Raw genomic sequence first — 26,741 nt, 5'->3', positions numbered from 1 at the left:
TATATTTTTATGCTTAAGCGGTTGTCATTTATTAAACGACCCAGAACCAATCACAGCCTGTAAGGCTCTAAAACAACGAATTCCTTTGTTCCGATATACCCTCTACTGATCGACCCAAACGTAGAGACAGCAGTAAACGGATTCACAGCATTAGAGCGTCTTACTGGCGATTAACTGATCTTCCTCTTTAATCAAGCGCTCAATAATGCGGCGGGATCGAACCCCACCAGTATCAATATTCAGTTTTAACAACTGACGGTCGGGATAATCTAAAAGATTACGCTGTTGGCGTTCGAGCATTTCTAAATCCTCGTTAAATATCTGCCCTTGTCCCTCTCTAATCTGCTCTGTTAGTGCGCTGTCATCCGCTTTAAAATGACGCGCCATGCCCCAGAAATACCAAATAGATGTTTCAGTTTCCGGGGTAATGAAATCCACCACGATGCTACTCGCCTTAAATTCTGGCTTAGCGTCATAACCACCATGGCCAGCGTGGGCAACGCCAACTTCAATCATTACGTGACTCGGCGGTGTAAAGCGGCAGACCTGCCAACGATCGACCGGCACATCATCAGCCAGTTGATTGGCCCGTAATGCCGCCTGCCAAAATGGCGGCGCAGTAACATTATTCATAAAGCGGCTGGTAATAACGGTATCGCCTTCAGCTTTGGTCTGCACCGGTGTTTCATCGATCTCTTTCTGTCCGATGCTACTGGCATGCACATAGGTTTCGTGGGTCAAATCCATAAGGTTGTCGATCATCAGGCGATAGTCACAGTTAATATGGTAAAGACCGCCACCATAAGCCCATGCCGAATTGTTTGCCCATTCCAGCTCTGGAATATCCTCAGGATCGGCGAGCGTCGCATCCCCTGTCCAGACCCAAACAAAACCATGACGCTCGATAACCGGGTAGTTACGAATACAAGGAAATCCCTTTACCCGCTGCCCAGGCATCGCAACTGTTTTACCATCACATCCCATTTGCAAACCGTGATAACCACAGACTAATAAGCCATCCTCAACATAGCCTAACGATAACGGCGCCCCACGGTGGGGACAGAAGTCTTCCACAGCGGCAACCTGACCTTCAGTGCCACGATAAAAAACAATTCGCTCTCCACAGATTTGGCGGCCCAGTGGTTTATCGGTAAATTCATCCGGAGTACAAGCAACATACCAGCAGTTTTTGGGAAACATAACAGACCTTCTTCGCATTTCGTTATTATTTTATTGGATCCAATATAGAGAATAATATAGCTTTAAAGCTCAAAATCAACAAAAAATGGATCCAATAATAATTAACATCTTTCTCTAATCAATCAGGCAACCTCACCAGTAATCCAGCGTTTCAGCACAAGAATCTGCGTTTCCCGATGCACGATCAAACAGATAGCCGACTCATTAATCTTCCGCTATTGGATCCAATATTATGCTATTCTCGAACATCGGTTACGGGCATTACGCAGCCTATTGACACACCATTAATGCTACCTGAGGTTTTAGTTTCAATGAGCAAAGCAAGTCAGCGGGTGCTGAGTACATTACGCCAAATGATTATTTCGGGTGAATTGGCTGCGGGTGAACGGGTAGCGGAAATACCCACCGCTGACCGGCTCGGAGTATCACGTACCCCCGTACGTATTGCATTTAGAGCACTCGAGCAGGAAGGCTTACTCAGCAAATTAGAACGCCGAGGCTATCGGGTGCGAGAAGTGACCGCCGGTGATATTAGAGGCGCCGTTGAAGTGCGCGGAGTATTAGAAGGATTAGCCGCTCGACAAGCCGCAGAGAAAGGTCTCACCACGGCACAGCGTGAAGAGTTGTTACAGTGCTTAGCTCAGGGAGATGCCTTGTTTATTAAAGGCCATGTCGACGAAACAGACCTAGAAATCTATCACGATCTGAATAAACGCTTTCACACCTTAATTATTGAAGCCAGCGATAACCCGGCTATCAGCACCGCCTTGAGGCATAGTGAACATACTCCCTTTGCATCCGTTAGCTCATTAGCCATAGACCGTCATAACCTGGCCTTAGAATACCGTCGTTTTAATTTCGCCCATATGCAGCACCATGCCGCGTTTGAGGCGATTGATCAGGGCTTGGGCGCACGAGCCGAAGGCATTATGCGTGAACATGCCTACGTCACTCTGCAGTACGCCGAACCATTTTACTTAGCCAACGATGATAACAGCACTATTCGGGTGATCAGCAGTTCTCGAGAATCTTAATATTCACCGAACCAATCTAGGCGATATAGATAGGCACTGCTTGTAAACCCTTTCGCGGCAACCGCCCCTTGAGCACGAGTTGGATAACAATGACGCGAAACGCTAACGTTCCCCTTCGCCAACATCAGCATAACGATGCAGCCAATAACACACCAACAACCCGAAAGTCATGAGTACCAAAAAGCCCCCTACCACGGGATAAACCGTTTGGTTATATAATTTGCCGATAATCATCCCTGGAATAATACTCAGCATGGTCGAAATAGCGCTGATTAATCCGGCCCCAAGACCCGCCAGATGGCCTAAAGGCTCCATCGCCATCGTATTCAGATTACCAAACAGCAAGCCTGTCGCGAAAAACACAAGCAACAGATAAATCACCAATGACGCAAGCGGTGGATGCCCACTATAGGTCAACGCAACACCACCATAGATCAGTGACGTTAGTGCGATGCTGAGTATCGCAAATATTGTCAGTCGCCACATACCATAACGGCCCACAAGGCGAGTATTCACTAAAGATGCCAGGCCGATAGCACCGGCCAGTATGGCAAAATACAGCGGAAATCGTGTGCCGAGACCATATTGTGTCTGCAAGATCGGTTGAGACAGGCTCAAATACCCCAAAAAACCACCAAACACGAGGCTGGTCAGCAGCGTAAAGCCCATTGCTACCCGATTGCTCATCACCTCTTTAAAGCCTAGCCATAGGGCAGCAGGAGCAAAAGAGCGACGCTTATCCATTGCTAATGTCTCAGACAAACGCACGAAAAACCAAACACCTAGCACGACAGCAATACTCAGCAACCCGGTGAATATCATGCGCCAGTCGGCAAAGCTCAGCACCAGCTGCCCGAGTGCTGGCGCCATCATTGGCACCAGTATAAAGACGCTCATAATAAACGACATCACCCGAGCCATCGCACGGCCCGAATAAAGGTCTCGTACAAGGGCAACCGAAACCACTCGAGGCCCTGCCAAGCCAAACCCTTGTAGTACCCGCCCTAGCAACATCTGTGGATAACTCTCTGCTGTAATCGACAGCACCGTCCCCAGTACAAAAATTGACAGTCCCAGTAACACCGCCAATTTTCGCCCGAAGGAATCGGACAGCGGGCCATAGAGAAACTGACCGATCCCCATACCCGCCAGAAAAGCGATAATCACCAGCTGGTTATCATTAGGGTCGGCCACCTTCAGATCTCGACCGATCTCCCCGAGTGCCGGTATCATCGAATCGATCGATAAAGCGGCTAACGAGATCAATAGCGCAATCAAGGTGACAAATTCGGCAAAGGGGATCTGTTTAGTATTCGACTGTTGCAATGCTTATATCCTTTATTGGCCTATCCCTAGATATGCTTGGCCATTGTATCCAACGTTTCGTTAAGAATGTTGTTAAGAACGTTTCGTTCAATATAGTGTTAAAACAGCAATACCCTTCAGCCACCGACTAAAAGCAATAGTCCATAGTGACATTGAAGTATTGCTAACATCGACATTCATCAATCGCAGCACAGGCAGAAAATCACTGCGGCAAACTTACACCGGCGTTGTCAGTCGATACCGAGTGACACAATGGTAACGCTTGCAGCGCCTTCCCTCAGCGGCGAACGGCTTTTGGTGTAGTAAGGTGAGTTGATAAACACGGCTTAGAAAGCATTTCGACTTAACCCTTCGGCTTATTCCTCATTGGCGATAACAAATGAATCCGCATCCATCCAAGCAGGAAAAGCTTGATTGAAACTTTTCAACGCCTCGGCAGACAGGGTCATGGTGTCACAGAACGGCAAGTCTGGAGCATGATCCATTAGCCGCTCACCTTTAAAGTCCACCAGCATGCTGTCACCGCTATATTGATAGCCATTAGCATCTGTACCCACACGATTAACGCCGGCCACATAGCAAAGGTTTTCAATCGCTCGGGCCTGTAATAACTTACGCCACGGCTGACGACGGGGGGCCGGCCAGTTAGCCACATACAGAGCTAAGTCATAGTCATTATTATTACGCGAGAACACCGGGAAGCGCAGGTCATAGCATACCTGAAGCAGAATCCGCCAACCGCGATATTCGACAACGACACGCTTTTCACCAGGCTGATAACGTTCATGTTCACCCGCCATGCGAAATAGATGGCGCTTATCATAATAAACCTGCTCACCATCCGGAAAGGTAAAAATCATCCGGTTAACATAGCTATCATCGACTTTAATCGCCAAACTACCCGCGATAGCAACTCCCCGTTGCATCGCCTGTTGTTGTAACCACTGGCAGGTTTCACCGCCCATCGGTTCCGCGGCTAAGCGACTATCCATGGTGAAACCGGTGGAGAACATTTCCGGCAATAAGACGAGATCAGTACCAGCGGCCCCTTGATCCATCAGGCGCTCATACATCGCGCAATTTTCAGCCGGATTCTGCCACTGCATATCCGGTTGAACTAAGGTAATTTTCAGATCTTGCATAGTTTTTCTGCAGCCTGTTTTAGGGTTTTGTCATCTTTCGCAAAACAGAAGCGGACCAATCGTTGATGCGGCGGCGAAGCATAAAAAACCGATACCGGTATCGCGGCCACACCCACCTCCGTGGTCAACCAACGGGCAAAGGTCACATCATCCATATCCGGCGCGATCGCCGAATAATCGACTAATTGAAAATAAGTGCCATCGGCGGGTTTAAAACTAAACCGGCTGGGAGCCATCAACTGACAGAACAGATCACGCTTTTGGCGATAAAAATCGGGTAACTCCAAATGGTGTTCTGGGTAATCTGTCATGAAATCCGCCAGTGCCAACTGTATTGGGTGCACGGTACAGAAAGTCAGATATTGATGTAGCTTGCGCAGCTCTGTGGTTAACGCAGGCGGTGCCACACAGTAACCCACTTTCCAGCCGGTGGTATGGTAGGTTTTACCAAAGGATGACACAACAAAAGCGCGTTTTGCCAGCGCTGGCCGACGCAATAAACTCTGATGCGGACCATTGAAACAGATGTGTTCATACACCTCATCGCTGAGCAGTAAAATATCTGTTCCTGCAACCAAAGCTTCTAGCTGGTCAAGATCCGCCGTCGAAAGTACACTCCCGGTAGGGTTATGAGGACTATTAATAATAATCATCCGGGTATGATCATTAATAGCCGCCTGGACCGCTTGCCAATCAATGGCAAAATCAGGAGCCTGCAGTGCAAGATGGATAGCCCGACCACCGTTCAATTCAATCGCGGGTTCATAACAGTCGTAGGCTGGATCAAATACGATCACTTCATCGCCAGAACGGACCACCGCGCCAATCGCAGCAAACAGAGCCTCGGTCGCCCCCGATGTCACCGTCACCTGCGTATCAGGGTTTACCTGACAGCCATATAGATGTTCAATTTTCATGGCGATAGCGTTACGTAAGCTTGGCACACCGGCCATAGGGGCATACTGGTTCAGGCCACTTTCAAGATAATAGGTAACCCGATCCAACAGCGCTAACGGCCCGTCGAAATCAGGAAAACCCTGAGACAGATTAATGGCATTATGCTCTGAAGCCAGTTGTGACATCTCAGTGAAAATAGTGGTACCCACGTTGGGTAATTTAGTCTCAGGGTATTGCATGAATATGATTGTCCTTTCCCGGATTGCTGTAAAACATCAGCAGTAAAGGCAACTTTATGTCCGCGCCGTCCGGGGGTCAAGCACCAACCGTTGCGGTGATTAGAATATCACTAAATGCAGTATGCCACGGACCAGTGTGCCCACCAGCGCCCCCAACATAGCAGCCCGTGCAACCGATGCGACCCGTTTACCCGCCGCCAATAAAATGGCCACGCCAGCCACATCAAACGGGCTGATCACAAAGCCGGCAATCCGGTTCAAATCCGTGGCACTCATGGCCCCCTGATTCAACAGATCGATGGTAACACCCATCATTGCGGTTCCACCGGCGACAAATTTAGTCACAATAGGCAAAACGGTTGTTTCAGGCAGTCCAACCAGAGCTAATACCGGTGCCAACAGCGCGGTTAAAAACTCCATAGAGCCGGTCACTTTCAATACATTGACAAAACAAAACGCCAAAATCAGTAACGGTATCGAGGCGATAACGATCTTAACACCCTCTTGTCCTCCGTCAGATAAAGTCTGAATGATATTCTTTTTCTCATGATGCTCAGGCGCAAGGTGCGAAGCATAACTATAGTCATCATCCATTCCCGGCTGACGAGCGAACAGATAATAAGTAGCAGCGGCAGCAATCAAGCCCCCCAACACAGAGGTCGCCATAATCACCGGTAAATTCAGCCCAACCAACGCCATCGGAAAAACCACATTAGCCTGAGACATGGTCAACACTGCAGCTAAGGTTGCCGCAATGCTACGCCGCGAAGAGCCATCCCGCCCCATAATAGCCAATGAAGCCACCGGCGCATTAAAGCTAACGAACAAAATCTGCAGCATCGCAAAGATACCTAGCCCTGGCATACCAAACAGCCGAAGCACCGGTGACAGCTGATTGGAGATCCAACCTAAGACCCCTTTGCTTTCCAACAATTTCATCAGCGCTAACATCACCACCATAACCGGCAATAACATATAGAGCACCAAATCAATCGCCGTGCGACCGGAATCTAGAATCAGGGTTATTATTTGCTCCATAGCGGTTTCACATATTCCTTAAGGTTTAAGCCTGCTTTCAGTGCTGAATATCAGGTGCGTTATTCTACCCTATTCAGGGAAGTAATTATTTTACGATAGTCTTTCTGATCCAATAAACGCCGCCATAAAAACATAAAATGATCAGTTTAAACAACGATTAAAACACGTGTTTATGCTAAAGTGACAAAACGCTAAGTTTACAGAAGCTGCATTTATTCATGCGGCAGACAACGGACTGTCAATAAACACATACTTTTAACGAAGCCAATTTTATGACGGTTCAGTCTTGAAAATACTCACAATAAAGTGGTTGTTAAGCCAATACGCGACCCAATCCATCAGACAACGCCTCAAAACGAGCCACTCAGCCCGCTGTGTTCTGCACAGCCTTCTGCTTATCTGCGCCATCAGTTTACCGGCACAGGCTCAAACAAATAATCAAAGCGCATCGCTCTCGAGTGCCACACAACGGTTACTCAGCCTTGATAAAAGCAATATCGAATTAGCATCGGTCAGTGCCGCCGTCATTGACGCCCAGACCGGCGCTCCACTGTATCAAAAACATGCTGAGATGATGATGCCGATCGCGTCCATCACCAAGTTGATGACTGCGATGGTTACCTTAGACGCTAAGCTGCCCTTAAATGAAAAAATTCAGTTTACCCAGCGTCATAAGCAAGCCAATAACAATTATTATTCACGTATCCGTATCGGCTCCGAACTCCCCCGCAAAGATGTTATCCGCATCGCCTTGATGTCATCTGAAAACATGGCCTCCTCTGCCCTTGGTCATACCTATCCCGGCGGGATTAAAGCATTTGTTCGCGCAATGAACCTTAAAGCCCAGCAACTCGGGATGACCCATAGCCATTTTGTCGACTCCACCGGGCTATCGGAGCACAATGTCTCAACCGCCTCGGATCTGGCCATTATGGTGCGTGCGGCGGCCTCCTACGCCAAAATTCGTGAATACAGCAAGACCCCGAGCTACACCGCCCGTTTTAGTAGCCCCGGTTACTCATTACGCTATGGCAACACCAATGTCTTGGTGCACCGTAAAAGCTGGCAGATCGGCGTCACAAAGACCGGCTACCTCGATGAAGCAGGTCGCTGCCTAGTGATGATGGCAAACATCAATGGCCGCAACACCGTCATGGTGATGCTGAACTCCTATGGCAAGCGTACCCCGGTAGGCGATGCTGGCCGTATACGCCGTTGGCTCACCACCGGCGAAAGCGGCAAGATCAGCAGTTCGGCTAGACATTACCAACGCCAGACATTGCAGGAACTATTGCAACACCCTGTTCCTGAACAACTGGCTTTACAGTGAGATTGCGCTTGTGAATAGCCCTCTACACCGCGCGACAAACTTAGCACCCGCGGACAAGCAAACGAAGGATAGATACGTCATCGAAAATCTATTGGAGAGTCTGCACCATGAAGATTTCGAGGCGCTGTCCGATGATATTAAGCACTCATTGGAGGCCCATCGAGACTGGATGCAGGCCGTCACTAAAGCACTCATTATCCGCCAACCCTTAGAGGGTGCTCAGTTTGTTGCGGCCGATGCTCACCGGCACTGTCAGTTTGGCCAATGGCTCACCAAAGTATTTGAAGATGAGATGTTCAAACAGGGCTCCTTTTTAAAAATAGAGGCTTACCATCAGCAGCTACATACTGCTGCCAGCACCTTAGTGCGACAGCTGAATCAGCATCAAGAGATCAAACGTGATGACCTGAATAAGTTTATGCACACCCAAAAAGAACTGTTTGATATGGTTATGGTGCTGTTTGAGTTTTCAGTCCTAAACAAGCAGCAGTTTGACCCGACCACTCGATTAATGAATCGTCGTTCAGTCGGTGCGGTACTGGCCAGTGAATACAATAAAATGCAGCGCTCCGATGACTATGACTGCTGTATCGCCATGGCCGATATTGATCACTTTAAAAACGTCAACGATGTCTGGGGTCATGATGTCGGCGATTTATTACTAGGCCATACGGCCAAACTCTTTGATGACAGCATTCGTCGCCATGACACCGTTTCCCGCTATGGTGGTGAGGAGTTTTTGTTTATTTTCCCAGAGATGTCGTTAGAGCAGGCGGCCCCCGTGATCGATCGTATCCGCCTACAACTAGCGCAATCCCGTATCAATCATCATGGCAACCAGCACAACGTCACCGCCTCGTTCGGGGTGACTCAACTGAGCCGCTACTCGGATATCAAAGGCTCCATCAAGCGAGCCGATATCGCCTTGTATGCCGCCAAAGAGAGCGGTCGCAATATGACCATGTTAATCGATAGCCAAGGCACGATCGGCCAGATGTCCTATGAAGACTTCAATAATGACAGCACCGAAACAATGCGCCGACACTGTTATCCCGTCATCGAAACCGACTAACCACCTAAATAGGCACCTCAGCGATTAACTCAATGATCATCAACTCAGTGCTAAGTTAACCGCCGCCGCTGAATGGATAGCGGTGGTATCATACAGAGGTACTGAGGTATCCTTCTGCTTCACCAGCAAGGCAATCTCAGTGCATCCAAGAATCACCGCCTGCGCCCCCTGCTTCGCTAACTCCGCAATAATATCGACATAAACTTGGCGAGAACTATCGCTAATCTGCCCTTGGCAGAGTTCATCATAAATAATGTTATGCACCAACCCCCGAGCGGCTTCATCCGGCACCAGCACCTCAATGCCATGATGATCCGTTAACCGTCCGCGATAAAAATCCTGTTCCATGGTGAAACGGGTGCCCAATAACCCCACGGTTGCCATGTTGTCGGCCTTCAATTGCACCGCGGTGGCATCGGCAATATGCAGTAAGGGAATCGACACCGCCGCTTCGACCTGGGCGGCAACCTTATGCATCGTGTTGGTGCCAATAACAAAGAAATCCGCCCCTGCCGCCTCAACCGCCTGAGCGGCTTGTGCCAAAATAGCCCCCGCCTGCTGCCAGTCGCCCTGTTGCTGCAACACTTCAATCTCAGCAAAGTCGACACTCAACATCGCCAACTTAGCGGAATGTAAGCCACCCAACTGGGCTTTAACCCCTTGATTGATCGCTTTATAGTAACTCGCGGTCGACTCCCAACTCATGCCACCCAATAAACCGATTGTCTTCATGCCCATCTCCTCATCGCTGTATCACTAGCATATATAACGCCGATGCCCCTCCGCCAGATACAGTTTTCATCCCTCTTGGCAGTACAGATTTTGCTGTATTGATCTACTCTTAAGGGATCGGCGTAACAGATTAACCCCGAGCAACCCGAGCAGGTGACGATCATGACCATAAAATCGATGTCTGAACTTTTCTACCGCCCCACCCTAGCCATGCAACACCTCAGGGACGAGCGACTTAAAGGAACCACCGAGGTATTGTTTTTATTGGCGTTACTAGCCATGATCCCCGCGGCCTCTCTATTTATCGGGACGACGCAAGTCGGCTGGAGTCTGATTCCCGGTGGTGATGTCGTAAAACTGAGTTTAATCAGCGCCATCAATTCGGCCTTCGCCTTTTATCTGGCCACCTGCTTGGCACTCGGGGTAATGAGCTTTGCTATTCACTGGATGGAAAAAACCTACGGTGGCCATGCCTCCCTTGAACGCTGCATGAACCTAACCCTCTATACCGCCACACCGCTGTTACTGTCCGGGCTAGCGGGTTTGTATCCGATGTTGTGGTTGTGTGTTGCCGCTGGCATGGCGGCGCTGGCGTATAGCACCTATCTACTGTTTACCGGCGTGCCCATCATTATGAACATACCGACAGCCCGGGGGATTATGTTTTGTATCTCGATTCTCACCGTCGGTTTGGTGATATTAGTGGGACTAAGAGCCGCAACCGTATTTCTCTGGAGCACCACCACACCGCTCAACTATATTGGCTAAAGCCGCCTCGGTTAAGGGGTAGTTTGAAAAGCGCTTATCTCAGCCCTTAGAGAAACCTTAGAAAAACGGAACAACAAACCCGCAGGACGCGGGTTTATAGGTTATACATATCCAGCACACAGTGCCGATTAATCGATCAGGTTATGCTCTATCGCATAACGCACTAAACCTGCAGCAGTATGCAAATCCAGCTTATTTTTGATATTTTGACGGTGAGTTTCCGCTGTTCTTACGGAGATATCTAGCTGCCGAGCCACCTCTTTATTGCTCGACCCGCTGGCTAATAAACTAAGCACTTCAGTTTCTCGACAGGTCAATGCATCCTGCTGAGGTGGCGTATCATTCTGCAGGGTTAGATCTGGCTGACTAAACAGAGATTGAGAAACACCGGCACTAAAATAAGTCGCCCCGCTATAAACCGTTTTTATCGCACTGACCAGCTCACTCGCCGACACATCTTTCAACACATAACCAGCAGCGCCGCACTGAATCAGTTTCAGTATATATTCACGACTTTCATGCATGGTTAAAATCAGCACCCGCACATCCGGTTGCTCTGCGCGTAGCCGTTCAGTTGCCTCAAAGCCATTCATCACCGGCATGGAGATATCCATTAACACCACATCGGGTTTAACTTGGGCAATCAACGACAGTGCTTCAGCACCATTACTGGCAGCACCGACAACCTCTAATGCCGACTCATTCTCCAGCCGGGCAATAATGCCCTCCTGTACCAAGGCGTGATCGTCCACCAGCACAACACGAATTTTTTTACCTGTCATCCGTTTCACCTGTTCATCTAATCTAGATCAGCGAAAATCCCACCCGTAAGCGGGTGCCGCTACCGGGTTTACTCCGCAAACTGAACTGGCCGCTCAACAGCTCGGTACGCTCACGCATATTCAGTAGTCCAATTCCCTCTCCGGTATCCGCAGACAGATTAAAACCGCGGCCATTGTCACGCACCTCCAGCCAGATAAAGCGTTCTTCCTGCCAAATATGCACACTTGCCTGCGTCGCCTTCGCGTGTCGATCAATATTCATCAAGGCTTCCTGAGCAACACGATACAGGGTGATCTCGATATCATCAGGCAGGCGCTGCTGAGGTAAAGCTAAGCCGACCTGCATCGCAATACCGGTGCGTTCAGAAAGCTCCGCAATCATACTGCGCAAAGCGGGTTCTAAACCCAAATCATCCAGTTGAATCGGCCGAAGATCATGAGAAATACGTCGGACTTCTTGAATCGCTTGGTTTAATACTTCACTGCCACGGTCCAACTCAGCCCGCGCCTTAATGTCATCGGGCTGCAGTTTGTCTCTCGCTAACTCAATACGAAACTTCACCGACACCATTAATTGATTAATACCATCGTGAAGTTCGCGGGCAAAATTACGCCGCTGACTCACCTGAAACTGCACATAACGGTGGGCCACCTCCCGTAAGCGGGTATCGGCCAATTGCGAGGCGTGTACATTTAACCCCAACCCCAATAACGCAATCACCACCACCGTTGCCGCAAGAATCGCCACCACCGTGAAAAAGGTATTACGAATATTATGGGTTACTTTCTGTCGTGTGATGGCCACTTCTTTAGCGATATCATCGATATATAACCCAGTCCCCATCATCCAATTGAATTTGGGTATCTGAACAACATAACTGAGTTTATCTTCGAGTCCACCTTTGGATGGTTTACTCCATATATAGCGGTGATAGCCGCCCCCGTCCTGCGCCAAACGCAACAGGTTTTGAATCACATAGTTGCCATTATAGTCTTGCATACCAAACAGGTTTTGGCCCACTAACTCCGGCTGAACCGGGTGTACCAAACTAACCCCTTTGGCATCATAGACAAAGAAATAGCCATCATCGCCGTAAGTCAAACTATGTAGAATCCGTTTTACTTCCGCTTCAGCCGCTCGATCAGCCGGCCCCGCTTCGGCAACCACATGGGCGATAGATGTCATCGCCAAATCAACATAGTGTTGCAATTCTTTACGTTTCGAAGCCAGTAGATTCTCTTCGAAGGTTTGGATCTCTTGCTCGGATAATAACCGGGCCTGATTCAGGCTGATCAGCGTAATCGCCACCGTCACGATTATCAGAGGGATAATCGATAACAGCAGCATTTTTGCTTTAAGCGAAGTGACTACGGGTTTCATAGATCCAATATCAGCCTGTTTTTAACCTCAGTATATCGTTAGCCATCATTTAAAGAAGCGCTTTTAATTAAGACCATAGAACCCAGGAAACAACAGTATCGAAATAACCACCGCGACCTGCATCGCTATAAACGGCATGACACCCCGATAGATATCAACGGTACGCACTTCCGGCGGCGAAACCCCTTTCAGGTAGAACAGACTGAAACCAAACGGCGGCGTCAAGAAACTGGTCTGAAGGTTCATCGCAATCAAAATAGCAAACCAAACCGGCGCTATGCCCAATGCATCGGCCACCGGCGCGAGAATCGGCACAATAATAAAGCTAATCTCAACAAAGTCGATAAAGAAGCCCAGCACCATAATCGCCAGCATCGATAAAATTAGGAACCCGGTGGCACCACCTGGCATATCCGATAACAGCTCTTCGACAATATAATCACCACCGGTATAGGTAAAGGCCATCGAGAACGCCGTTGCCCCCAGCAGAATAGCAAACACCATCGCCGTAACTTTTACGGTTTCGGAAGCCGAATCGATAACCATCTTCCAGCTAAACTGACCATAAATAGCCGCCAGCGCAATAGCACCTACACCACCTAAAGCAGAAGATTCTGTCGGCGTTGCGATGCCCGCAAAGATCGATCCCAACACAATCAGAATCAGTGCCAGCGGCGGTATAATCGCCTTCATCGCCTTAACGTACTGTTCGGTCTTGCTGTTGACGCCTTCATCCATCGGCAACGCCGGAGCGGCCTCTGGCTTGAGCCAAGCATAAATTAGAATATAAACAATATAGAGGCCAATCAGAATAAAGCCCGGACCGACCGCTGCCTTAAACAGATCACCGACAGGAATACCCAATACATCGCCGAGTATGATCAAAATAATTGAGGGCGGGATAATCTGCCCGAGAGTGCCGGATGCACAGATAGTGCCGCAGGCTAACGATTTGTCATACTTGTATTTCAGCATGACCGGCAATGAGATCAATCCCATGGCCACGACGGATGCCCCCACTACACCGGTTGATGCAGCTAATAACGCACCAACTAATACCGTCGAGATCGCCAAACCACCGCGTACACCACCAAACAACTTCGCCATCGCTTCCAACAGCTGTTCTGCCAAGCGGGTGCGCTGTAGCACAATCCCCATAAAGACAAACAGTGGCACCGCCATCAGCACCGTGTTTTCCATGATACTTTGAATCCGGAACGGCATAAACGCAAACAGCTCAGGACCTTCGGCAAACAAGCCGAACAACAGAGCAACACCACCAAAAGTAAATGCAACTGGGAAGCCAAACAGCAGCATCAACAGCGCAACACAAAACATTACAATACCAATCATCGTCAGCGCCTCTTAATGCTGTGGGGGGTGATAGCTATCCGCCTGACCGTGACCAAGGAAGATATTGAGCGATTTAAGAAACAGCCCGATGCCACTAATCACAATGGCGAAGAAGGCAAACGGAATCACGGCTTTGATAATCCAGCGATAGGGTAAACCACCGGGATCGCCCGACGTTTCACCGAGGTCATAGGCTTCCATGGCAAAACCAACACCATACCAACCGACCAACGCACAAAAAGGTATTAGCAACACTAGAATGCCAACCATATCGATCAGCGCCTTGGTTTTAGACGTAAGACCCTCATAGATAAGATCGACCCGCACATGCCCACCTGTTTTCAGGGTATAAGGTACCCCCAGCAGAAATACGGATGCATACAGATGCCATTCCATCTCCTGCATGCCAATCGACACATCATTGAATAAATAACGCATCACCACATCGATGAATACATTAAACAGCATCACCACAAACAGCACCGCGGACAGTTTGCCCAACAGTTCGGAAAAGCCATCGCAAAGCTGTTCGAGTCTGGTTAACAACATAATCATTCTCGCCATTTAAAAACGCAGCAACCCGTACCTGAAACCAGATACAGGCTGCTCGTTGTATTTACATTGATTCAATCAATCAGACTGATCAGTTACTGACGTTATCCAGATAAGCTTTATCGGAGATATCAGTCCAGACCCGTACTTTCTTCATGTACTCAGCTTGAGAATCCAGGATTTTCTTCGCTAAAGGATCCGCTGCCGCTTTCTCAGCCAACAATTCGTCGTTCGCCGTACGCATCGCTGCGAGTACTTCTGGCGGGAATGACTTCACCTGAATGTTTGGGAACTCCTGTTTCATAGTCGCCCAGTTTTCGCTAGACAGATGGTAAGACTGGATATACATGTCATACGCAGCGGTACGCATTGCCGTCTTCAGGATTTGTTGCAGATCAGCCGGCAAAGTATCGTACTTTTTCTTGTTGATCATGAACTGAAGCTCAGTCGCAGGCTCATGCCAGCCGGTATAGTAAAACGGTGCTATCTTGTGAAAGCCCATGCGTAGATCCAGTGAGGGTCCAACCCACTCGAGCGCATCGATGGTGCGACGTTCCAGTGCGGTGTACAGTTCACCCGGTGGAATATTGGTAGGCTTAGCACCCAGTTTTGCCAGCACTTCACCAGCGAATCCTGGAATACGCATCTTCAGGCCCTGAAGGTCATCCAGTGAGTTGATCTCTTTCTGGAACCAACCGCCCATCTGGTTACCGGTGTTGCCTCCAGGGAAAGACATAATATTGTACTTACCGTACACCTCATCCATCAGTTCCTGTCCGCCGCCATGATAAAACCAAGCGTACTGTTCAGGTGCTGTCATACCAAAAGGCATAGTGGTGAAATACAGGGTGTTTGGCACCTTGCCTTTCCAGTAATAAGACGCTGAGTGGCCCATGTCATACTGACCCGAACGCACCATATCAAACACACCGAAAGGTGCTTTGTGCTTATTTTTTGAATCGATAGTGATTTTTAAGCGACCGTTAGACATTTTTTCAGCTAACGCGGCCATATTCTTAGGCGCATCGCCAAACACAGGGAAGTTAGTTGGCCAAGTTTCCGCCAACTTTAAGCGATAGACTTTCTCCGCCGCCATCAACGGGCTTGCCAGCATCGTCGCGCAGGCTGCGACCGTCACTAGCTTCTTTGCAAAGTTCAGTTTTAGCATTGTTATTCTCATCCTCTATTTGCAGCTCCCCTGCCGGGAAGAACATCTATAAAGGTAGCGATCAACGCTGAAACAATATCGAGCGAACATCACCACCGGATAGCGCCGTTAAAGTGCAGCGCCAGCATGAGAACAGTGTGCTAAATTAGTCGTGATACGCCTATTCGGAATACTGCGCACAGGCAGAAGTGATAATACGTAGAGAGTCTACGTAGTTTTACGTAGGAATTTGCCCAGCTATTTGGCTGTTAGGCTTGCCGCTCTTCTGACCTTGTGATTAACAATCTTAGTCTAATAGCTGGCTAGAAAGCTCATTCAATCGATCCAAATGGCCTTTAGCTTCTTTGAGCAATTAATCCCAATCATCAGGTGGATGACCATTGTTCAGCATTTTCTCAAAACACGATACGCGTCAGACATACTGCCATAGGCACGTTTATTATTTTCATCGTTAACCCAGCTAAAGACAATAATTTTAGCAGCGGAATCAAACCTGAAAAACAGACGATACTGTTGAAAAAACTTAGCACGAAACCAATGTTTATGGTCATTTTCCGGTTACTCTCGATTACCAGCCCAACTTATGCAACGGTTCGGTTGCGGATTAAGTGAGTCTTTCCTGTAGTTGAGGGAGTGAAACCAGGTCGCTCGTTGGCTGATAGCCTTTCAAAGCGAAAGGCCTCTGCCGATATCGACCCAGTATCTCATGATTAAGACAGCTCCAATAACATGGACGCAGGATCTTCCAGATAGGACTGCCACAGCAAACTGAATCGGGCGATAGTACCACCATCGATAATACGGTGATCTCCCGACCAGCTGATATTCATCAATGAACGCGCCACCACCTCTCCATTGTCATTAAAACGCGGCAGGGTCTGGGTCTTACCCAGGGCCACAATAGCCACCTCTGGCGGGTTAACCATCGGAGAGGCATAGGTACCACCCAGAGCGCCTATGTTGGAGATACTGATCGTGCCCCCCTGCAGGTCCACCGGAGATACCCGACCGGAGCGTGCAGCCTCAGCCAGACGGCTGACCTCCCTGGCAATCTCAAGAATACTCAGGGTTTCTACCTTCTTGATATTGGGGACTATCAGACCTTTGGTAGAGTCCACCGCCATACCGATATTGCAGTTCGGTTGATAGTGAATCTCAGTGCAATCAGCATTTACCTGACTATTGAGGATGGGGAACTCCTGCAACGCCAGCGCCAGTGCTTTCATGATAAAGGGCATCAACGTCAATCGAATCCCCTGCTTCTCCGCCTGAATTTTAAGTTGAGCCCGCAACGCCAGCAACGCTGTCACATCCACTTCATCACCATAGGTGAAATGTGGAATGGTCGAGGCAGACAGTGTCATCTGCCGCGCCATCGCAGCCTTAATCCCGCTAATCTTCTCGACCCGATTTTCAGTAGAGATCTCAGTGACAGGGGCTGAAGAAACGGCAACAACCTCCCCGCCTTGTTCCTTAAATCGCTGTACATCTTCTTTGAGCACCCGGCCATTTTTGCCACTCCCAGGTACCTGGTGTATATCCACTCCAAGTTCCCGGGCTACACGCCGAACCGCAGGACCGGCCAGCGCTTTGGTACCAACCTTTCCATTAACCTGAGCAGGCATTGTTGCAGCAGACAGAGCCGAAGCAGACGGTGTAGATGGCACAGCAGCAGGTACTGACGCCGAAACAGAATCAGCCTTAACTGCAGCCGCTTCATCTGGCAACAAGGCAAACAACGGTCCATGCACTTTAGCTATCTCGCCCTCAGCAAAGTAAAGCTTGGTGACCACACCAGTACGGGGAGCGGGAATCTGTACCGTCGCTTTGTCGGTCACCACATCAACCACCGGCTGATCCTCCTCAAGCCGGTCACCTACGGCAACTAACCACTCGGCCACTTCACACTCGATAATTCCCTCACCAATATCGGGCAGTATAAAATCGATGGTTTCCGCTGCGGCGCTGCTGGCCTCAACGGGTGCTGCAACAGTCTCTTCGACTAATGCAGCAACGCTTTGCCTCTTATCGTTCGAGCCGTCATCCTGCTCTACTGCAAACAGCGGTGAATGCACTTTGGCGATATCTCCCTGCTGATAAAAGAGTTTAGTCACTCGACCGGCGTGAGGTGCCGGAATCTGCACCACTGCCTTATCTGTCATCACATCAGCGACCGGTTGATCTTCCTCAATCAGATCCCCCTCTTTAATCAGCCACTCAACCAGCTCACACTCAACGATCCCTTCGCCGATATCCGGCAGAATAAAATTATTAATCATCGTTCCACACCCCTAGAAATTAACACTGGCTTTAATCGCTTCAAAGATCTTCCACTGGTCCGGGATATACTCCTTTTCCTGTGCTAGCGGGTAAGGCACATCAAGCCCGGCTACCCGCGCGATAGGCGATTCAAGGTGGAGGAAACAGCGTTCCTGTATGGTCGTTGCGATCTCTCCGGCAAAGCCTCCGGTAATAGGGGCCTCATGGCTGATCAACAGACGGCCTGTCTTTTGTACCGAAGAGGCGACAGTGTCAACATCCCAGGGTAGCAGCGTACGCAGGTCAATAATTTCGCAGGAGATCCCCTCTTTATCCGCCAGTTCCGCTGCCAGTTCGAGATACTCCATCTGTGCGCCCCAGGCCAGCAGGGTGATATCGGTGCCTTCGCGTACCACTTCAGCCTGACCTAATGGCAGTTCGTAATCCTCTTCTGGAACCTCACCCACTGAAGCACGGTAGATCCGTTTGGGCTCGAAAAAAACCACCGGGTTATGATCACGAATCGATGCCAGCAACAGTCCTTTGGCCTGATGCGGGTTACGCGGTACCACCACCTTCAGGCCCGGCGTATGAGTAAAATAGGCTTCGGGCGACTGGGAATGGTAATGCCCACCGGCAATACCGCCCCCGTAGGGAGTCCGTATAGTCAACCCGCCCACATTAAACAGGTTGCCGGAACGGTAGCGAAACTTAGCCGCTTCATTAACAATCTGATCAAACGCGGGAAAGATATAATCGGCAAACTGGATTTCAGCAACAGCGACAGAGCCCTGCGCTGCCAAACCATTGGCAAAACCGATAATCCCCTGCTCAACCAGCGGGGTATTGAAGCAGCGGGCACGACCAAATTTTTCCTGCAGGTTACTGGTCGCACGGAAAACACCGCCAAACACACCTACATCCTCACCAAAACAGATAACACGCTCGTTAGCGGACATCGCGGTATCCAGAGCGTTATTAACGGCCTGTAACAGATTCATTTTAGCCATGATCCACCCCCTCCTTAGTATCCAGTTGAGCAGCTGACGTAGGGTACACCTCAGGATAAAGTCGGATATGCGCTTTAAGCGCTTTCAGTTGCTGTTGCAGATGAGGTGGCGGGGTGTCGTAGACATCGGTGATCATCTCATCGATATGCGACCGGCCCACCTTTTCCGCTTTTTTCATCGCTGCCAACACCGCCTGACGCTCAGCCTCATACAGTTCTTTATCTTGCTCATCACTCCACCAGCTCTGTTGCAGCAACCAGTTTTTCATCCGCAACAAAGGGTCCAGCTCACGCCACTTTGCCTCTTCAGAATCACTCCGATAACCTGAGGGGTCATCCGAGGAGGAATGAGGCGCCGAGCGATAGGTCATAGCCTCAAGCAATACCGGCTCGTTCTGTTCAACGGCGATCTTACGTGCCTGACGGGTTGCTTCAACGACCGCCAGAATATCGTTACCATCAACGCGGATTGTATGCATGCCGTAACCCACGCCGCGCGGGGCGATACCGTCACCAGCAAATTGTTCGCTGGAAGGGGTAGAGATCGCGTAGCCATTGTTTCGGCAGAGGAAGATCGCTGGTACCTTGAGTACCGCTGCCATATTCAGCGCCGCATGAAAGTCACCTTCAGATGAAGCGCCTTCGCCAAAGACAGCTACAGTGCAGAGCCCTTCGCCGGCCATCTTCTGACCATAGGCATACCCGGTGGCCTGGGGCAGTTGGGTTGCCAGAGTGGAAGAAACAGTCATGTAATTGAGTTTTGCAGAGCCGTAATGGATCGGCATCTGTCGGCCTTTGCCGTAATCCAATTCATTGCTGAACAGTTGATTCATGAATTCATCGAGACTGAAACCGCGATAAACCAGGGCCGCCTGTTCGCGGTACTGGGTCATGATCATATCCTTATCATCCAGTGCCGCAGCAAAACCGACAATCGTCGCTTCTTCACCGGTACACTGCATATAAAAACTCAACCGTCCCTGACGTTGCGAGGCCAGACCACGCTCGTCAAGCATTCGGGTGCGCACCATGCTGGTATAGATACGCAGGGCCAACGTCTGATCGATCTCAGGAGCCTGGGCGTTTTCATAAAGGCTGCCGTCCTGCTTTAACACCCTATAGGTAGGGATTTTCAGGGCATCGCCACGAATAAACTGGGGCTGATGGATAGCCCGGTCTTTGGTATCCGTACTCATAACATCCTCTTATTTTTATTAATGGAGAAAAAGCGCCCCTCTTGAACGCAGTAATTAAACGACCAAGTCAGGGCAAAACAGGTATACAAGTTGTACTAAGTACATAAATTAAACGTCTGAATAGATATACACCGCCAAATAATAAATCTTGACAGTGTTAAACTAACTGTTTTTGTTAAGAAGATGAACCGGCTATTCCATTAAATATCTTCCCTGGGTTCATAATATTATCTGGATCGAGCACTTTCTTAATCGAGCGCATAAGATCAACCCCGTCTCCCATTTCAAGCTCTAACAGAGGCTGTTTTCCGATACCTATTCCATGTTCACCGGTACAGGTTCCATCCATCTTTATGGCCATCTGGGCCAGGCGATCGCAGAATGCCTTTATTTTGGTCATCTCTTCGTTATTGCTGCGATCCATTGGAATAACGAAATGGAAGTTGCCATCACCTACATGCCCCATCAATGCAGCATAGATATCATTTTCAAGCAGATCTGCCTTAGCCTCAGCGATCGCTTCAGCCAGACGGGAGATAGGTACACAGACATCGGTTGATAATAGTTCGCGGCCAGGTCTGAGGCTCATCGCAGCCAGCGCTCCGTTATGACGCGCCTCCCACAATGCATTCCTGTCCTCCTCCAGGGTTTTCCATACAAAATCCCCCCCGCCAAACTCCTGACACACATCACCAACCAGTTCGGCCTGCTCTTTTACGCCGCTTTCACTGCCATGAAATTCAAGAAATAAAGTAGGTTGTACCGGGTGGTCGGTTTTCATGTATTGGTTGACGGCATCAACCGTCTGCTCATCCAGCAATTCAATGCGCGCAATCGGTACTGCATACTGAAGTGTGGTTACAACCGCACTGACCGCAGACTCCATATCGGGAAAGGATACAACTGCCGCTGATACCGCTTCGGGGACCGGGTGCAAACGCAAAGTGATCTCGGTAATGACGCCCAGAGTACCCTCTGATCCAACATAAAGATGAGTAAGATCATAGCCAGCTGAAGACTTACGGGATCTTGATGCGGTACGAACAACTCGGCCATCTGGCGTAACTACCGTAAGAGAAATAACGTTATCGCTCATCGTGCCATAACGCACGCTTGTGGTTCCGCTGGCACGGGTAGAAGTCATCCCGCCCAGAGTAGCGTCGGCACCTGGATCGACCGAAAAAAACAGCCCGACATCACGCAACTCGCGGCCCAGCTGTTTACGGGTAACGCCTGGCTGAACGGTCACGTCGAAATCTTCAGGCCTGATCTCCAATACCTTACTCATCTCGGTAAAGTCGATCGATAATCCACCCTCAAGCGGGATAACCTGTCCCTCAAGCGAAGACCCAATACCGAAAGGAATAACGGGCAACTGATACTTTGCACAAATCTTTACGGCGGTGACCACATCCTCAGTACAATGGGCCATCAATACCGCGTCAGGCAACGTAGGCGAATGCCAAGACTCATCGCACCCATGATGCTGTCTGACAGCAGAGCTTGTGATCAGACGCTCACCAAAAGCATCCGAAAGAGCGGTCAGGGCCAAAGTATTCTCTTTTCTTCCAGTCATATTTTTGTTCTCATAATTATTTCTTACGGCCATCAAGCCATGATCCAGCACCGATCTAACAACATTAGCGGTTACAATAGCATTTCGCTTACACTGAGTTGCTTTAGCGAAGTGCATAGTATTGACGAAACAGAGTAGATCGCTTAGATCAAGGTGATAAATGATTTATTCTTATGTAGACATTCATATTTTGAATAATAACTCATAGGCAGCTGTTGATGATTTCCCACCCAGACGAAAACCTGATCACCAAGCTGAACCGGACCAATCTCAACCTCATGCTTATTTTCTATACGCTCTATAGAAATAGGCATTTGACTAAAACGGCCAGTGCTCTTTGCCTGAGTCAACCCGCCGTCAGTCATTCATTGAAAAAATTACGCTTACTTTTTGACGACGAACTTTTCATCAAGACAGCAGAGGGGATGGAGCCCACACCAACGGCTAATCAGATTGATGCCGCCATTGAAAAGGGACTTTTCTGTTTCGATCAGGCGCTTTCAATGAATAGCGAGTTCAATCAGGGGTCATCAAACAGAGAGTTTAAGATCGGGTTGGCAGATTACATGAATCAAACTGTTCAACCTTATTTGATAAGTCATGCGTTAAAGCATGCGCCTAATGTAAGTTTCAATATTGTCCCGGTAAAAATGGCGAGAATTGAACAGTCTGATGAGATCTTACGTACTAATGATCTGGATATCGCTATCGCACTACTTGAATATCCTCCACAGGGTAAAAATCACGAATTCCTTTTCGAAGACCGGATAGGTTGCATTGCAGATTCCAGTATATACGGTACAGGCGACTGCATCTCTATCGATGACCTTATCGGCAATCCGCATATCGTGATGGCTCATCGGGAAGATATGCCATCGCTGATCAACATCAAGCTAGAGGAACTTAGCTTAACCCGTAAGGTCATTGCAAAGAGTCCCCAGATCATGCCCCTGACGCGCATTTTACCCGGTACTAATCTCATTACCTGCATCACTGAAACGGCAGCGAAAGTTGTCTGCCCAGGCACCCCCCTGAAGTTTTATTCTCTTCCCTTTGAGGTAAATCCGTTTAAAGTATGTTTACTCTGGGATATTAGAAAGGACAAAGACCCCGGTATTGGCTGGCTGAGGAAGTTATTAAAAGATGCGATGCAGGGCTCAACGAACAGCTGAACTCGCTGCACCCCTAACTGAACTGCTGACTAAGAGGCTATATTAACCTTCACAACGCCACTGATACAAAGCAACCTATTGTTTTAAAAAGATTATTCGTATTTATTATCAGAACATTAGAACTATGCATTAGTTTTTTTATGCTGGATTTGTAACCTAAGTCTCCAATTGATAACAATAAGAATACGGAGATACAAAAGAATGAAAGCAGTAGCTTCAGCAATTTTAGGCACCTCTCTAATACTCACTTGTGGTATTCAAAGTGCTCAAGCGGGATCCAAACTTCTGTTAAAAACCCCCACTGCATTTCCAAGCAGTTTGCCGGTAATTGGTACAACGCCAACGACGTTTAGCGAAACCCTCAAGACCATCAGCGGGGGCGATATCAAAGTTAAGCTTTACGACCCAGGCAAACTAGTATCCCCAACTGAAATTCTCGATGCTGTTTCCAACGGCAAGGTTAATTCTGGATTTGCAGCCGCTGGCTATTGGCAGGGAAAACTACCCGCAGCACCGCTCTTCTCTTCCGTTCCTTTCGGGCCTGAAGCCGGGGAATATCTGGCTTGGATGTATCAGGGCAATGGTATGAAGCTGTATCAGCGGATGTATGATGAGGGTGGATTTAACGTAAAAGCTCTGGTTTGTGGCGTGCTACCACCTGAAACATCTGGCTGGTTTGCCAAGCCCATCAATAAGCCCGAAGATCTCAAAGGGATGAACATGCGCTTTTACGGACTGGGTGCTGACGTAATGTCAAAACTCGGGGTTGGTGTCGTTAAACTTCCTGGGGGCGAAATATTCGGAGCTCTGGAAAAAGGTGCCGTTGATGCTGCTGAGTTTTCACTACCCGTTATCGATCAGAAGCTGGGCTTTCATAAAGTCGTTAAATACAACTACTTTCCTGGTTGGCATCAACAGTCTACCCTGCTTGAACTGCTGATCAACAAGGACACCTGGACCTCTCTTTCTGAACAACAGCAAGCACTGATCGAAACTGCATGTAAATCAGCGATTACCGACTCCTTAGCTGAAGGCGAGGCCAGCCAGTTCAAGCCGATGCAGGAAGCGCAACAGAACGGAGCCGAATTGCGCTACTGGAACGATACAATGCTGAATACGTTTAAAACCGCGTGGCACGAAGTCGCTTCTGAACAAAGCGCGGCAAACCCTTTCTTCAAAGAAGTCTGGCAGGACATGAGCGCCTTTCGCACCAACTACAAGCTCTGGAAGAGCAACGGCTACCTACCTACGGATAAACCTGAAGCGTTGTAAATCTAACTACAGCGACAATCAAGAGCGCTGAACCAGCGCTCTTTTATTTTTCAGTAAGAGAGACTTCTGCCGTGACTGTCCCCAAACACGAAACGCCCATTATCCCAATCGCTGATGCTATCGATAACGCTATACGAAAAATCGGTAAACTGATCGCCTGGGTCTATGTTGTATTGATTCTGGTAATTGTCCTGCAAGTTGCATTACGCAAAGGCTTCTCACATGGTCTAATCGCCCTTGAAGAGCTGCAATGGCACTTATACGCCATCGGCGTTATGTTCGGCGTTTCCTACGCTCAGGTTAATAACGCTCATGTCCGCGTCGACTTACTTTATGCAGGCCTGCATACCCGGACGAAATATATTATAGACATCATCGGCATCCTGACGCTGGCCCTGCCCTTTATTGGGATCATCGTATTCCACAGCGTTGATTTTGTAGCCGACGCCTGGCGCATCAACGAATCCTCCTCTTCACCTTCCGGGCTACCCTGGCGCTGGGCAATCAAAGCGGTAATACCCACCAGTTTCTCGTTGTTGGGATTGGCTGTTGTATCACGTTTAATTCGCAATATTGCCCTAGTGATTCGGGGAGATTCATCGTGGAAATGAATGAAATACTAGTTGTAGGGATGTTTATTTCATTCATCCTTTTATTATTTACCGGTTTCCCAATAGCCTATGTTCTGGGTGGTATTGCAGTTATTTTTGCCGGCGTTGGCTACTTATCAGATATCTATCTGGATACTATGACTGGGCTCGACTTTCTGACCCTCGGACTCATAGTTAACCGACTCTATAAAATCATGGATAACTGGATTCTGGTAGCCCTGCCGATGTTTATCTTCATGGGCATCATGCTAGACAAATCCGGCGTAGCTGAAAAACTGATGGCGTCGATGCAGGAGCTATTTGGTAAAGTCCGTGGTGGTCTGGCCATCACAGTCATGGCTATTGGCATCATTCTGGCAGCCTCGACCGGCATTATAGGGGCATCGGTTGTATTGCTAGCTGTCATGTCATTACCATCAATGCTACAGCAGGGTTATTCCAAGCCACTCGCGTTGGGCACCATCGCCTCGGCAGGCACCCTCGGCATCCTTATCCCCCCCAGCATCATGCTGGTTATCATGGCAGACCAGTTAGGCCTGTCAGTTGGTGATCTATTTATGGGCGCGGTATTCCCAGGTCTGATGCTTGGCGCCATGTATATCGTCTATATCGTTATCGTCGGTCTGCTCAGCCCCGACTCTGCTCCGGTACCGCCCGACGCCAAGCAGGTAAGCATGCGCACCTTCATCAGCCTGATGAAAGCGATGCTACCAACGCTGCTGTTAATATTCGTGGTGCTTGGCTCTATCTTTGGCGGTATTGCTACCCCTACCGAGGCCTCTGGCGTTGGCGCATTAGGCGCCACTCTACTTGCGATGTACAACCGTAAATTCAACTTTAGAGTTCTTAAAGAGGTCATGCATGGTACCTATGGCACCACGGCGTATATCTTCATGATCTTTATCGGTGCCAGCTGTTTTGCTCTAGTATTGCGCGAATTGGGTGGAGATGAACTAATCGAATCCTTCCTGACGGGACTACCGTTCGGCACCTACGGCATCATCGCTTTTGTTTTATTTGTCATCTTCCTGCTAGGATTTTTCCTCGACTGGATCGAGATTACGCTGATCATACTGCCATTACTGGCACCGGTTATCAGTTCCCTGGGGCTAGATATCGATGGCTACGGCGTAGTCGATAACCCAGAATTGGTATGGTTTGTGATGTTGGTAGCGATGACACTCCAGACCTCGTTTCTCACCCCACCGGTGGGCTTTGCTCTGTTTTATCTGAAAGGCGTATGCCCGCCGGAAGTGAAATTAGCCGACATATATAAGGGTGTGATCCCCTTCATCATCCTACAGCTGCTGGCCTTGATGGCATTGATATTATGGCCACAGATAGTCGTCTGGTTACCAGCTATCGCTTATGGATAAAGCAGTACAGATAAAGTAATTTTTATCTGTATTAATGGCCCCTCCCTCAGGGGCCGGATCACTCGTTATTAACGTCTCACTGCGCTCAGCCCGAAGTTGCTATTCTCATCCGCGAGTCCTGACACAAAAAAACCGCCAGAAGGCGGTTTCTTTTATACCGGGTAACACTCAAGAACGTACGGGCGAATTATTTGCTAGTATGCGGGCTAGCTTTCAACTCATCGCCGCAGACTCCGTAATTACTGGGCAATGATAG

Annotated in this window: 23 protein-coding genes and 1 pseudogene; 8 read left to right on the top strand and 16 right to left on the bottom strand. The window is 48.9% G+C overall.

Going from position 1 to position 26,741, the window contains the following annotated elements; genetic code table 11:
- Positions 1-150 precede the first annotated feature (150 nt).
- Positions 151-1,200 carry a Rieske 2Fe-2S domain-containing protein gene (locus tag ACN0T0_RS17610; protein ID WP_417228042.1) on the bottom strand — a complete coding sequence of 350 codons (1,050 nt, stop codon included), beginning with the start codon at positions 1,198-1,200 and terminating at the stop codon, positions 151-153.
- Between the two features lie 311 nt (positions 1,201-1,511).
- On the opposite strand from ACN0T0_RS17610, the gene ACN0T0_RS17605 reads away from it, so the two are divergent.
- A complete protein-coding gene (locus ACN0T0_RS17605) occupies positions 1,512-2,234 on the top strand; it encodes a GntR family transcriptional regulator (protein WP_417228041.1) in 723 nt (240 codons plus the stop codon).
- A gap of 102 nt (positions 2,235-2,336) precedes the next feature.
- On the opposite strand, the gene ACN0T0_RS17600 is transcribed toward ACN0T0_RS17605, so the two are convergent.
- The 4 genes from ACN0T0_RS17600 to ACN0T0_RS17585 all read right to left on the bottom strand — a co-directional run bounded on the left by ACN0T0_RS17600 (position 2,337) and on the right by ACN0T0_RS17585 (position 6,876).
- Positions 2,337-3,560 carry a multidrug effflux MFS transporter gene (locus ACN0T0_RS17600; RefSeq protein ID WP_417228040.1) on the bottom strand — a complete coding sequence of 408 codons (1,224 nt, stop codon included), beginning with the start codon at positions 3,558-3,560 and terminating at the stop codon, positions 2,337-2,339.
- A 356-nt stretch (positions 3,561-3,916) separates the two neighbouring features.
- The gene (locus ACN0T0_RS17595) at positions 3,917-4,702 is read right to left on the bottom strand and encodes an amidohydrolase (protein ID WP_417228039.1); all 786 of its coding nucleotides are present in this window, start codon (positions 4,700-4,702) and stop codon (positions 3,917-3,919) included.
- A complete protein-coding gene (locus ACN0T0_RS17590; protein ID WP_417228038.1) occupies positions 4,690-5,838 on the bottom strand; it encodes a pyridoxal phosphate-dependent aminotransferase in 1,149 nt (382 codons plus the stop codon). Before ACN0T0_RS17590 ends, ACN0T0_RS17595 begins: the two co-directional genes overlap by 13 nt.
- A 99-nt stretch (positions 5,839-5,937) precedes the next feature.
- Positions 5,938-6,876, bottom strand: a complete 939-nt coding sequence (locus tag ACN0T0_RS17585) for a nucleoside recognition domain-containing protein (RefSeq protein WP_417228037.1) — start codon at positions 6,874-6,876, stop codon at positions 5,938-5,940.
- A gap of 286 nt (positions 6,877-7,162) precedes the next feature.
- Between ACN0T0_RS17585 and pbpG the strand changes: the two genes are divergently transcribed.
- Positions 7,163-8,206 carry a D-alanyl-D-alanine endopeptidase gene (gene pbpG / locus ACN0T0_RS17580; protein WP_417228036.1) on the top strand — a complete coding sequence of 348 codons (1,044 nt, stop codon included), beginning with the start codon at positions 7,163-7,165 and terminating at the stop codon, positions 8,204-8,206.
- A gap of 10 nt (positions 8,207-8,216) precedes the next feature.
- Positions 8,217-9,278, top strand: coding sequence for a diguanylate cyclase (locus ACN0T0_RS17575; protein WP_417228035.1), 1,062 nt, complete (start codon positions 8,217-8,219; stop codon positions 9,276-9,278).
- Between the two features lie 39 nt (positions 9,279-9,317).
- Here the strand turns inward: ACN0T0_RS17575 and ACN0T0_RS17570 are convergent, their stop codons facing one another.
- A complete protein-coding gene (locus ACN0T0_RS17570) occupies positions 9,318-10,010 on the bottom strand; it encodes an aspartate/glutamate racemase family protein (RefSeq protein WP_417228034.1) in 693 nt (230 codons plus the stop codon).
- A 162-nt stretch (positions 10,011-10,172) separates the two neighbouring features.
- Here ACN0T0_RS17570 and ACN0T0_RS17565 point away from each other — a divergent pair, with 162 nt between their 5' ends.
- On the top strand, positions 10,173-10,778 hold the full coding sequence (locus ACN0T0_RS17565) for a Yip1 family protein (protein WP_417228033.1): 606 nt from the start codon (positions 10,173-10,175) through the stop codon (positions 10,776-10,778).
- A gap of 128 nt (positions 10,779-10,906) precedes the next feature.
- On the opposite strand, the gene ACN0T0_RS17560 is transcribed toward ACN0T0_RS17565, so the two are convergent.
- From ACN0T0_RS17560 to ACN0T0_RS17515, 10 genes and pseudogenes are all read right to left on the bottom strand, one after another.
- Positions 10,907-11,560 carry a response regulator transcription factor gene (locus ACN0T0_RS17560; protein WP_417228032.1) on the bottom strand — a complete coding sequence of 218 codons (654 nt, stop codon included), beginning with the start codon at positions 11,558-11,560 and terminating at the stop codon, positions 10,907-10,909.
- Positions 11,561-11,582: 22 nt separating this feature from the next.
- Positions 11,583-12,941, bottom strand: coding sequence for a cache domain-containing protein (locus ACN0T0_RS17555; protein ID WP_417228031.1), 1,359 nt, complete (start codon positions 12,939-12,941; stop codon positions 11,583-11,585).
- Between the two features lie 63 nt (positions 12,942-13,004).
- A complete protein-coding gene (locus tag ACN0T0_RS17550) occupies positions 13,005-14,294 on the bottom strand; it encodes a TRAP transporter large permease (protein ID WP_417228030.1) in 1,290 nt (429 codons plus the stop codon).
- A 12-nt stretch (positions 14,295-14,306) separates the two neighbouring features.
- Positions 14,307-14,843 (bottom strand): TRAP transporter small permease subunit, encoded by a 537-nt coding sequence (locus ACN0T0_RS17545; protein WP_417228029.1) that lies wholly within the window; start codon positions 14,841-14,843, stop codon positions 14,307-14,309.
- A gap of 94 nt (positions 14,844-14,937) precedes the next feature.
- The gene (locus ACN0T0_RS17540; protein ID WP_417228028.1) at positions 14,938-16,014 is read right to left on the bottom strand and encodes a TRAP transporter substrate-binding protein; all 1,077 of its coding nucleotides are present in this window, start codon (positions 16,012-16,014) and stop codon (positions 14,938-14,940) included.
- Positions 16,015-16,366: 352 nt separating this feature from the next.
- Positions 16,367-16,560: pseudogene (locus ACN0T0_RS17535) on the bottom strand (type II toxin-antitoxin system YhaV family toxin); the annotation flags it as partial.
- Between the two features lie 164 nt (positions 16,561-16,724).
- Positions 16,725-18,290: a dihydrolipoyllysine-residue acetyltransferase gene (locus ACN0T0_RS17530; RefSeq protein WP_417228061.1), complete on the bottom strand. Its 1,566-nt coding sequence runs from the start codon at positions 18,288-18,290 to the stop codon at positions 16,725-16,727.
- A gap of 15 nt (positions 18,291-18,305) precedes the next feature.
- Positions 18,306-19,283 (bottom strand): alpha-ketoacid dehydrogenase subunit beta, encoded by a 978-nt coding sequence (locus tag ACN0T0_RS17525; RefSeq protein ID WP_417228027.1) that lies wholly within the window; start codon positions 19,281-19,283, stop codon positions 18,306-18,308.
- Positions 19,276-20,478: a thiamine pyrophosphate-dependent dehydrogenase E1 component subunit alpha gene (locus tag ACN0T0_RS17520; RefSeq protein WP_417228026.1), complete on the bottom strand. Its 1,203-nt coding sequence runs from the start codon at positions 20,476-20,478 to the stop codon at positions 19,276-19,278. The genes ACN0T0_RS17525 and ACN0T0_RS17520 overlap by 8 nt, the downstream gene beginning before the upstream one ends.
- A gap of 175 nt (positions 20,479-20,653) precedes the next feature.
- Complete coding sequence (locus ACN0T0_RS17515; RefSeq protein ID WP_417228025.1) at positions 20,654-22,054, bottom strand: FAD-binding oxidoreductase; 1,401 nt, start codon at positions 22,052-22,054, stop codon at positions 20,654-20,656.
- Positions 22,055-22,272: 218 nt separating this feature from the next.
- Between ACN0T0_RS17515 and ACN0T0_RS17510 the strand changes: the two genes are divergently transcribed.
- From ACN0T0_RS17510 to ACN0T0_RS17495, 4 genes are all read left to right on the top strand, one after another.
- On the top strand, positions 22,273-23,226 hold the full coding sequence (locus tag ACN0T0_RS17510) for a LysR family transcriptional regulator (RefSeq protein WP_417228024.1): 954 nt from the start codon (positions 22,273-22,275) through the stop codon (positions 23,224-23,226).
- A 201-nt stretch (positions 23,227-23,427) separates the two neighbouring features.
- On the top strand, positions 23,428-24,498 hold the full coding sequence (locus ACN0T0_RS17505; protein ID WP_417228023.1) for a TRAP transporter substrate-binding protein: 1,071 nt from the start codon (positions 23,428-23,430) through the stop codon (positions 24,496-24,498).
- A gap of 71 nt (positions 24,499-24,569) precedes the next feature.
- Positions 24,570-25,109 carry a TRAP transporter small permease subunit gene (locus ACN0T0_RS17500; RefSeq protein ID WP_417228022.1) on the top strand — a complete coding sequence of 180 codons (540 nt, stop codon included), beginning with the start codon at positions 24,570-24,572 and terminating at the stop codon, positions 25,107-25,109.
- Positions 25,100-26,485: a TRAP transporter large permease gene (locus ACN0T0_RS17495; RefSeq protein WP_417228021.1), complete on the top strand. Its 1,386-nt coding sequence runs from the start codon at positions 25,100-25,102 to the stop codon at positions 26,483-26,485. Before ACN0T0_RS17500 ends, ACN0T0_RS17495 begins: the two co-directional genes overlap by 10 nt.
- Positions 26,486-26,741: the final 256 nt, after the last annotated feature.

Origin of the sequence: Amphritea sp. (assembly GCF_048266285.1) — a bacterium.
GTDB lineage: Bacteria > Pseudomonadota > Gammaproteobacteria > Pseudomonadales > Balneatricaceae > Amphritea.
This window is presented reverse-complemented; position numbering and strand designations above follow the sequence as displayed.

Excerpts from the sequence above, each read along its gene's own strand:
- ACN0T0_RS17595 (WP_417228039.1), bottom strand. The coding sequence starts at position 4,702 with ATGCAAGATCTGAAAATTACCTTAGTTCAACCGGATATGCAGTGGCAG.
- ACN0T0_RS17590 (WP_417228038.1), bottom strand. The coding sequence starts at position 5,838 with ATGCAATACCCTGAGACTAAATTACCCAACGTGGGTACCACTATTTTC.
- ACN0T0_RS17555 (WP_417228031.1), bottom strand. The coding sequence starts at position 12,941 with ATGAAACCCGTAGTCACTTCGCTTAAAGCAAAAATGCTGCTGTTATCG.
- ACN0T0_RS17585 (WP_417228037.1), bottom strand. The coding sequence starts at position 6,876 with ATGGAGCAAATAATAACCCTGATTCTAGATTCCGGTCGCACGGCGATT.
- ACN0T0_RS17515 (WP_417228025.1), bottom strand. The coding sequence starts at position 22,054 with ATGACTGGAAGAAAAGAGAATACTTTGGCCCTGACCGCTCTTTCGGAT.
- ACN0T0_RS17540 (WP_417228028.1), bottom strand. The coding sequence starts at position 16,014 with ATGCTAAAACTGAACTTTGCAAAGAAGCTAGTGACGGTCGCAGCCTGC.
- ACN0T0_RS17510 (WP_417228024.1), top strand. The coding sequence starts at position 22,273 with ATGATTTCCCACCCAGACGAAAACCTGATCACCAAGCTGAACCGGACC.
- ACN0T0_RS17560 (WP_417228032.1), bottom strand. The coding sequence starts at position 11,560 with ATGACAGGTAAAAAAATTCGTGTTGTGCTGGTGGACGATCACGCCTTG.
- ACN0T0_RS17520 (WP_417228026.1), bottom strand. The coding sequence starts at position 20,478 with ATGAGTACGGATACCAAAGACCGGGCTATCCATCAGCCCCAGTTTATT.
- ACN0T0_RS17525 (WP_417228027.1), bottom strand. The coding sequence starts at position 19,283 with ATGGCTAAAATGAATCTGTTACAGGCCGTTAATAACGCTCTGGATACC.
- ACN0T0_RS17565 (WP_417228033.1), top strand. The coding sequence starts at position 10,173 with ATGACCATAAAATCGATGTCTGAACTTTTCTACCGCCCCACCCTAGCC.
- ACN0T0_RS17610 (WP_417228042.1), bottom strand. The coding sequence starts at position 1,200 with ATGTTTCCCAAAAACTGCTGGTATGTTGCTTGTACTCCGGATGAATTT.
- ACN0T0_RS17550 (WP_417228030.1), bottom strand. The coding sequence starts at position 14,294 with ATGATTGGTATTGTAATGTTTTGTGTTGCGCTGTTGATGCTGCTGTTT.
- ACN0T0_RS17605 (WP_417228041.1), top strand. The coding sequence starts at position 1,512 with ATGAGCAAAGCAAGTCAGCGGGTGCTGAGTACATTACGCCAAATGATT.
- ACN0T0_RS17545 (WP_417228029.1), bottom strand. The coding sequence starts at position 14,843 with ATGTTGTTAACCAGACTCGAACAGCTTTGCGATGGCTTTTCCGAACTG.
- ACN0T0_RS17570 (WP_417228034.1), bottom strand. The coding sequence starts at position 10,010 with ATGAAGACAATCGGTTTATTGGGTGGCATGAGTTGGGAGTCGACCGCG.
- ACN0T0_RS17505 (WP_417228023.1), top strand. The coding sequence starts at position 23,428 with ATGAAAGCAGTAGCTTCAGCAATTTTAGGCACCTCTCTAATACTCACT.